Origin of the sequence: Streptomyces sp. NPDC041068 (assembly GCF_040647455.1) — a bacterium.
GTDB lineage: Bacteria > Actinomycetota > Actinomycetes > Streptomycetales > Streptomycetaceae > Streptomyces.
Genome location: NZ_JBEZCG010000035.1, coordinates 32,305 through 39,842 on the forward strand (window position 1 = coordinate 32,305; position 7,538 = coordinate 39,842).

Annotated in this window: 9 protein-coding genes; 7 read left to right on the forward strand and 2 right to left on the reverse strand. The window is 65.6% G+C overall.

Annotation, left to right across the window (positions count from 1 at the left end):
* Positions 1-6: 6 nt before the first annotated feature.
* Positions 7-1,311: a helix-turn-helix transcriptional regulator gene (locus tag AB0B50_RS43525; RefSeq protein ID WP_362343295.1), complete on the reverse strand. Its 1,305-nt coding sequence runs from the start codon at positions 1,309-1,311 to the stop codon at positions 7-9.
* 897 nt (positions 1,312-2,208) lie between these two features.
* Here AB0B50_RS43525 and AB0B50_RS43530 point away from each other — a divergent pair.
* From AB0B50_RS43530 to AB0B50_RS43545, 4 genes are all read left to right on the forward strand, one after another.
* Positions 2,209-2,724 carry an NUDIX domain-containing protein gene (locus tag AB0B50_RS43530; protein WP_362343298.1) on the forward strand — a complete coding sequence of 172 codons (516 nt, stop codon included), beginning with the start codon at positions 2,209-2,211 and terminating at the stop codon, positions 2,722-2,724.
* 495 nt (positions 2,725-3,219) lie between these two features.
* Positions 3,220-3,342: a hypothetical protein gene (locus AB0B50_RS43535; RefSeq protein WP_362343300.1), complete on the forward strand. Its 123-nt coding sequence runs from the start codon at positions 3,220-3,222 to the stop codon at positions 3,340-3,342.
* A gap of 162 nt (positions 3,343-3,504) precedes the next feature.
* Positions 3,505-4,884 carry an asparagine synthase gene (locus AB0B50_RS43540; protein ID WP_362343302.1) on the forward strand — a complete coding sequence of 460 codons (1,380 nt, stop codon included), beginning with the start codon at positions 3,505-3,507 and terminating at the stop codon, positions 4,882-4,884.
* The gene (locus AB0B50_RS43545; protein ID WP_362343305.1) at positions 4,881-5,624 is read left to right on the forward strand and encodes a class I SAM-dependent methyltransferase; all 744 of its coding nucleotides are present in this window, start codon (positions 4,881-4,883) and stop codon (positions 5,622-5,624) included. Before AB0B50_RS43540 ends, AB0B50_RS43545 begins: the two co-directional genes overlap by 4 nt.
* 346 nt (positions 5,625-5,970) lie before the next feature.
* On the opposite strand, the gene AB0B50_RS43550 is transcribed toward AB0B50_RS43545, so the two are convergent.
* Positions 5,971-6,219: a winged helix-turn-helix domain-containing protein gene (locus AB0B50_RS43550; protein WP_362343308.1), complete on the reverse strand. Its 249-nt coding sequence runs from the start codon at positions 6,217-6,219 to the stop codon at positions 5,971-5,973.
* A 172-nt stretch (positions 6,220-6,391) separates the two neighbouring features.
* On the opposite strand from AB0B50_RS43550, the gene AB0B50_RS43555 reads away from it, so the two are divergent.
* The 3 genes from AB0B50_RS43555 to AB0B50_RS43565 all read left to right on the forward strand — a co-directional run bounded on the left by AB0B50_RS43555 (position 6,392) and on the right by AB0B50_RS43565 (position 7,435).
* A complete protein-coding gene (locus AB0B50_RS43555) occupies positions 6,392-6,697 on the forward strand; it encodes a hypothetical protein (RefSeq protein ID WP_362343310.1) in 306 nt (101 codons plus the stop codon).
* Positions 6,694-6,915, forward strand: a complete 222-nt coding sequence (locus tag AB0B50_RS43560; RefSeq protein WP_362343313.1) for a hypothetical protein — start codon at positions 6,694-6,696, stop codon at positions 6,913-6,915. The genes AB0B50_RS43555 and AB0B50_RS43560 overlap by 4 nt, the downstream gene beginning before the upstream one ends.
* 82 nt (positions 6,916-6,997) lie before the next feature.
* Positions 6,998-7,435 carry a DUF732 domain-containing protein gene (locus AB0B50_RS43565; protein ID WP_362343315.1) on the forward strand — a complete coding sequence of 146 codons (438 nt, stop codon included), beginning with the start codon at positions 6,998-7,000 and terminating at the stop codon, positions 7,433-7,435.
* Positions 7,436-7,538: the final 103 nt, after the last annotated feature.

Sequence of the window (7,538 nt, forward strand, 5' to 3'; positions counted from 1 at the left end):
AACTGGTTAGGCGGTCATGGTGAGTGCGGAAATTTGGTCGTTGAGTTCCGATACGCGCCCATCGGATAGCAAGGGCTGTAGTTGTCCCTGCAATCCCTCCAACTTGCGGACGACGTAACCGGATTTAGTTTGCGCGGCAAGGTCGAGGGCTTGTGACGCATAGCTGACGAGCTGGTCAACATCCCGTCTCTGAATGCCGAGCGTTGCAAGATCGGTCATTACGCTGCCACGTCGTCGCATGGACATCGGTTGCCCAAGCGCGTCGGCTAGCGACAGTTCGGCCAGGTCGAGCCTGCCAAGCCTCACGTAGCACGTGCCGCGTTCCTCGGCGAGGCGGGACCCGTCAAAGCGGAGCCATCCACCGTTCTGGAGCGGTCCGCCAAGCGTGTGCACTTCCTCGGCTCGATCCAGAGCCCTGTTACATGCACTCAAGTCGCCGAGACTGGCGAATACTTCGGCTTGGACTGCTGCCACCCAATGCCGGGTGGATAGCTGGCTGTCGCCTCGCTTGGCCATTGCAGCAGCAGCCGCGAGCAGAGATGCAGCATCGCGGGGCTTCTTTTCGTAGATGCTGACAAAGGCGTGACGTGTTAGTGCGCACGCGGACAGGTCCGGGTTTCGTGCCTCGCGACCTGCGCTTGCCGCGAGCGTGTAACACTGGGCTGCATCCGTGTAGTTGTTGCTGTCGAAGTGGATTTCCCCCGCAAGTTGAAATAGGTCTCCAACGACACCACAGAGTTGTTGTCGCTCTCGCTCCGTTCGTGCGGTGGCAAGGCTGTCTGCGATGTCTTGTGCGTGACTACGCACCATCGGCAGGGTTGTGCGTTTGGTCTTGGCAAGGGCGAAGATCTGCCATAGATGAGCGTTCACAGCGGTTTGCGCCGCAGCGTCGTTGTCTGTGGGTGTAGCCAAGGGATGATCGGCGGGGACTGCCTCGCTGGTGACCGGCAGGGCTGTAAGCGTCCCCGTAACGGTCAACAGCCTTAGAAACTCGCGCCGAATCATTTCGTCAAGATCACCCGTACCTAAGTCGTCGTCGGATGCTGTGTACCTGGCAAGTACCCCTTGCGCCTCATGAGCAGCGGGTAGGTTCACGGGCTCTGGCGCTTCTGGCTTCAGCAGCTCGTCCAGCTCGGCAAGCGTGACTTGCAGTCGCTCGGCGAGCCTTGGGCGGATGTACGCCTGGGGCTCTACCTGGCCCCGCCCCCATCGGCCGACCGTCGTCGTGTCCACCCCGAGGGCTTGAGCTAGTCGCTCTTGACTGTAGCCGAGCGCTTTCCAGCGCCGCACCAGAGCCGTTCGTGGTCCCATGCCTGCCCCTTTGCCCTCTTCGCGGTCATCTTCCCAGCTCAGAACGGCCAATGCACTGGAGATGCAAGACAAATGCATTGGGTTCGCCCTGGCCCTGTTCAACCGCAGTGAGTTGCCTAGGGACACGACAGCTCAGGCCGACCCGCAAGGAACTGCCATGGTCCCGGATGACGTAGCGACGCAGGCAAGTCAGCACGAGCCGGCGACCCGCCGCGAGTACAGGGCCGAAGTTGTCGGCACGGGCACCGTGGACGGAAAGCCTGTCCGGGTCGTCCTCGCCACGCTCCAAACTCCGTATCTCGGGATCACGGTTCGTTGGCTGGGTGTCCAAGCTCATCGCATCGCGGACGGGCTCGACCCCGCCCCGGATGCGCCGTGGTTTGAGTCCGAAGCGGGCGCACTGGTGACAGGCGACCATCTAGACCAAGCCCACAGCGCCCCCGCGGAGTTACGGGCCTGGTGCGCGGACAAGCAGGGTCGGCAACACGCGTACGACCGGCTCCGTAACGGGCAGCCGTTCACGCTCGGTGCTGCTGATCACACTGGGGCCTACTGCTTATGGGTCGTGCCCGTGGACATGCCCGTCACCGAGTCGAGCGCGGACCCCGCGTCAGTGACGCACACGGACCAACCGACGCAGGTGCAGCGCCACCGCAAGCCGAAACCCTTCCGGCGCTGGCTGCGCCCCGAGCCCGCGAGCGTAGGGCACCGCTCGTGAAGCACATCCGATCGGCACTCGTGATGGCGTCCGCGCTCACCACGTGGGCGGTGGTCGGGTGGCTGCTCGTTTCGCCGCTCACGCGCTCCTGATCTTCCCGCTTCCGGACGGGCCGGCGAGGGCAACCGACCCCCCGTCCGGTGGCGGGACTCAATCCCCTTCAAGTGAACGGATGTCCCATGGCACACGCTGACATTGACCCCGCGAACCCGCCCCGCCGACGCATTGGGGCCGTGGTCCTGGTGCGCAACAGGCACGGGGACGTTCTCATGGTCAAGCCGAGATACAAGCACGCCGAGGAAAAGCAGGGTTGGCAGCTTCCGGGCGGTGGCGTGCACCAGGGCGAGACGATCGCCGCTGCGGCTGCTCGGGAGCTGCGGGAAGAAGCCGGCCTTACGCGGCACATCACGCACGCGCTCGTGATCGACCAGGTACCGGCGAGCGAGGACGGGACGAGCGCGGAGGGTTACAACATCGTCGTTGACGGTGGAACGCTCGACCACGACCAGGCCGACGCGGTGACGCTTCCCGAGAGCGCGCATGACGAGCTGTCGGCTGTCGAGTGGGTGCCGATGGGGCAACTGGACGATCTTGCCTTTCCGTATCAGGCGGCCCGTGTGCGCGCGGCCGTTCGGGCTCACGATTTCGGGATGCGGCTGCCGCTGTACCAGCTTGGCAAGCCCGCCGACGCGTAGCCCCACGCCTTCCGCTCGACTGTCCCTGTCGGTGGGGTGCAGCCGAGCGGGGCAGATACCGCCCCTGCCGAATGGGCCCGCTCGCGGCTCCCCCGTACGCGGCAGGAACCCCGGCAGGGGCGGGCGCTCTCCGTTCTCCGTCGCATGAACCCCGTGCCATGAACCCCGCGTTGGGGCAGTCGCGGCGGAGAACGGAGCCCCCGACCGATGGCGACCTGTTGGAGGCAAGCGTGTCCGCACAGGAACATGCCAAAGCTGCTCGCAAGCCCGTCAGGGCCGAGCCCGACCCCGAGCCCGCAGCGGAGCCCCTGCCCGCTGTGCAGCGCTGGGGCGTGCCCCGAGAAGGTGCCGTTCTGCCTCCGCGGCAGCACTACCACCGATGAGACTCCCGCTCGGCTGCCCCTGGGGATGTTCGGCAGTCGGGACGGGTGCAGCGCTTCGCAGGAACGAGCCGCGAAGGCTGCCCACCACGAGACGTAGAGGGGAGGTACAGCCATGAACGTTGACGACCTGTTCACCGGTGACCTGATCACTGGCGTTCCGAGCATGGGCGCGGCGCTGCTCGACAAGATGCCTGGCGGTGGCGACAACAACGGCGACCACTGTTCGGCCAAGTGATCCATGTCTGACGTGCGGCGGGGTGGGGCTGACCGGGCCTCGCTCCGCCGCACTCATGAGAGGAGTAGCCGCGTGCTGTCTTTACGTCTCCGGCTGGCAGATCTGGTCTCCCCTAACTGGCGTTGGGACTCGGGCCGTTGGGTGTGCGGAGAGAGTTGGATCATGCCCGCGAACGTGTCGGTACTCGTCACCGTGACGGACGATGATCCGAACTGTGTCAGCCTCACAGTGCGAGAGCACAAGGAAGGCGACACGGACTTTACGTCTGTCGAGATGAGACCCGGGAACGTGCGAATTTCTGCGGGGGTGTTCGGCACAGCACCGCTGTACGTCACGGCGGTTGGTGACGAGCTGCACGCGTCATGGGATCTTGCGGAACTGCGTCCGTTCCTGCGAACTGACCAGCTCGAACCGCGCGCCGTTGCCCGGGTGCTGACCAGGCAGCACCGATACACAGCGGACACGCTCTTTGAAGGGGTGTACCGGCTCACCGAGCGCGCATCGGCCGAGTTCACGTCCTCGGGCCTCGCCATGATCTACCCGGAGCCCGCCGAGCACGTGCTAGAGCCCCGAACCCTCGCGCCCGGGGTAGATCCACTGGACGTGTTCGACACGCTGTTGTTTCAGGCGGTGGACGAGGCACCAGCGGCGACCGGTTGCGTAGGGCTTGAACTGTCTGGCGGTGCCGACTCGGGCAACGTTGCCGTGTCCATCAGCGCTGCGGGATTCGACCAGGTACATAGCTTCGGGCTGCTCATGGGCGGGACCATGGGCGCCCAACAGCGCGACCGGCGACGGGCGTTGGTTGACTACTTCGGCTTTCGAGACACAGCCATTCCCGCGATGCAGCACCCGCCCTTTGTGTCGGGCGGAGCGCGAGCCCTCGGGGTGCCGCACGATCCGGCAGGCGCGTTCTATCAAGAGGCGTTCGACGTGGTGCGCGAACAAGTTGCTGCTCGGGGCTGCGAGTTGATCTTTACGGGGAGTGGCGGGGACGAGATCAACGCCCACCATTCACGGACGCGCGCCGTACTGCCCCCGTCGCAACCGGTCCCATGGCTCGGCAGCAAGGCAACAGAAGCCCTCGCCGATGTGGACGAGAACCTAGCCCCGATGCCAGTGCTGCCCGTGCCCACGCTCATGGCGTGCGGGCTGCACAACCCCGGCTATCTGCGGGTCGGCGTCTGGCCTGTCAACCCGCTCGCCCACCCTCGGATCGTGCGGTTCATGGAACAGCTTCCCCACGAGTACAAGCGGGGGAAGTCGCTGTTCCGTGAACGGCTACGGCGGGCGGGACTGCCTGAGTCGGTTGCCTCGCCGACTGAGCCTGAGAACTTCCTAGGCGTCATGGAATCCGGGCTGCGTTCCTACGGGCTGCCCATCTTGGATGCCATGCTGCGGGAATCGTTGCTCGTTGACCTCGGCTACGTGGACCCCGCGGAACTCGCCCGAGCCCGCGAGTACGCCGAGGATGCCCCCGTGGTGCCTGACCTCCTGTGCGACGTGATCGCACTGGAAACGGGTCTGCGGACTCTCGCATGATCAGCCCTGATGTGGAAGCGAAGCACGTGGAAGAGACGAACCTTTTCTACCGGGACCCCGCGCTATACGACGCGGTACAAGCCGACAGCAGCACCGCCGAGACGTGCCAAGCCCTGATCGAGCGCCACCGCCCCGACGCAACCACACTGGTGGACTTCGGATGCGGCACGGGCCGAGACCTGGAGATCTTGGCAAAGCGGTTCGAGTGCATCGGCGTGGACCTACAGCCCGGGATGATCGACTACGCGCGCCGAGTGCGCCCGGGGCTCGACATCCGAGCCGGCGACATGCGGACCGCCCGACTGTGGCGACGTGTGGACGCCGTGACCTGTCTCGGCAACTCCCTGGCCTACGTGCACGACAACCGGGCGGTCGGCGAAGTGTTCGCCACGTTCGCCGCACACGCACGCCCGGGGGCGCTGCTCGTGCTCTGCTCGCCCGTGTGGCCCATCGTCCAGCCCGAACCGACCAGCGCCGAAGTGGAGACCCCGGGCGGAACCGCAGCGGTCACCATCCAATACGAATGGGACCTACGGACGCAGATCAACACCATGCACCGACATTGGGTCTTGCCCTCGGGCGAGGACGTATGCGACGTGATCCGGCGACGGGTCCTGTTCCCGCGCGAACTGGAGCAGTACGCCAACAGCGCGGGCTTTGAACTGGTGGACATGGTGAACGAATCCGGAACCGGGCTGACGGGACCAACCGCGTACAGCGTGGCTCGGTTCACCCGCTGACCAGCCCCACCCGTCCTACCCGTGCGCTGCCCCGTGCCGCACGGGCAGGACTTTCATCCCTACTGCCCTTGTCGAGATCTCCCGAGGAACACGCAGTGAGCCGAACCATTCTGATCACCCGAAGCCCCCGTGACCTGGGCTCCGCACACCATGTCAACCGCAACGAGTGGTCGGGACGTGTTGTCACGCTTCGCTGCCCGGGATTGCTGTGTGGACGACTGGTGCCCGTGGACGTCTTCTTACGGGTATCTCGCCACGCGGCCTTGAACAGGACCGACTACTACTGCGGCATGTCCGGAGTGCAGGTCATAGACGAGGCTCGCGAACCGCGGAGTCGTCCCACGTACTAGCCGTGCTCGTCCTCGGCGGGCGGAGAGTCGGCAACGAAACTTCCCATGCTCGGCGTGGTCGTGATCCAGCCCTCTTCGCGCAGCGCCCGGGTTGCCTTTCGCAAGGTGTCGCGGTTCACGCCGAACTCGTCAGCCAACCGGACTTCCGAGAGCTGGAAACCGGGCGAATACGTCCCGCCCTTAATGCGGCGGGTGATCTCTTCGGCGATCTGCTGCCACTTCGGGCGCCGGGGGTCGAACTCCACACCGCGACGTTACCCGGAACCCCGGTCCTTCCCCCATGGCCGACAGGGACCCCGAGGGGTGGACAGGGGTGGACTGGCTCTTTAACGTCAGTAACGAAAGCGCCCCGGAAGACCGGTCCTACGCGGTCTTGCCGGGGCTTGCCGAGACAGCTTCAGAGGAGCTGAAACGACCATGCGCGATGCTATCGCCCGTGCCGCCATGTGGGTGCTGCGCCTGTTGCTGCCCGCCCGAGGGCGCCACGCGGCCCCGGAGTCCGCCCCTGAGCCCGCCGGCTCACCCGTAGCCGTATCTGCGTGGCTCAAGCCGTGGAACGCGCCGAGCGCCGAGGAAGTCCGATCAATCTTCCTGGCCAAAGAAACCGAGCCGCTTCCCCTGGAACAGCGCGAGCGGCTGTGGGCCGCAGCGTTCGCGGAACTCGGTATCGACTACGACCACCCCACCACCAACATCACGCCCGTCCGGGCGGTGTCCGCATGACCCACGACGCGATCACCTCGGACCCCGAGCCCACCAGAGCGCCCGTGTTAGCGGTCTGCGGCTGCTGGACAAGCGCCCCCATCGTCATCGGCTCGGTGCAGAGCATGAGCGGCGGAGCCGGATACACCCGCTACGTCTGCCCGGACCACGTGCACGAGTACCCGCAGTACGCGCAATGGGACGAGCTGCCCGCGATGCGCAGGACCCCGCGGGCATGACCAGCCGAAACCCGCACCGCACGTGTGGGCAGCGTGATAGGCAAGTGACGATCTTGTGTGCAACTAAGGGGAGGGGTCCGCAGTGACACCGAAGAAGCGTAATTGGATCATCGCAATCGTGGCCGTGCTCGCGCTCGGTTGGGTGGTCAGCCTGTTTCAGGACGAGCCCGACAAGGCCGAAGCGGAGACCAAGCCCAAGCCGTCCGCCACTGCGGCAGCCAAGCCCACAGACAAGCCGAGCAAGGAAGCGCCCAAGCCCTCGGGCATCCCCTCGCCGGACACCGCGCAGACCGCCGCACTGATACGCGCGCTCGGAGCCATCGAGCCGGGGTTGGTCGTCAAGGAAGACCGAGCCGTGGACCGTGCCCGGAACGTCTGCTCGGACATCAAGGCGGACAAGCCCGCTGCGACGGTTCAGAGCAACGCCAAGGCTCGATACGAGGGGGGCACGGTGCCGAGCCTCACGGACAAGCAAGCGTCGGACATCGTGACCGCCGTTAAGTCGTCGTTCTGCGGCTGACCAGCAACAAAGAAGCCCCGTCCGCGAGTTGGACGGGGCTTTCTGCTGTTCCGGGGACTGGTGGGGCGGTACCGTAGAACTGGTAGTCAGGAGTGTTGGGGTC

Coding starts and splice junctions, on each gene's coding strand:
- AB0B50_RS43535 (WP_362343300.1), top strand. CDS start 3,220: ATGAACGTTGACGACCTGTTCACCGGTGACCTGATCACTGGCGTTCCG.
- AB0B50_RS43545 (WP_362343305.1), top strand. CDS start 4,881: ATGATCAGCCCTGATGTGGAAGCGAAGCACGTGGAAGAGACGAACCTT.
- AB0B50_RS43555 (WP_362343310.1), top strand. CDS start 6,392: ATGCGCGATGCTATCGCCCGTGCCGCCATGTGGGTGCTGCGCCTGTTG.
- AB0B50_RS43540 (WP_362343302.1), top strand. CDS start 3,505: ATGCCCGCGAACGTGTCGGTACTCGTCACCGTGACGGACGATGATCCG.
- AB0B50_RS43530 (WP_362343298.1), top strand. CDS start 2,209: ATGGCACACGCTGACATTGACCCCGCGAACCCGCCCCGCCGACGCATT.
- AB0B50_RS43525 (WP_362343295.1), bottom strand. CDS start 1,311: ATGGGACCACGAACGGCTCTGGTGCGGCGCTGGAAAGCGCTCGGCTAC.
- AB0B50_RS43560 (WP_362343313.1), top strand. CDS start 6,694: ATGACCCACGACGCGATCACCTCGGACCCCGAGCCCACCAGAGCGCCC.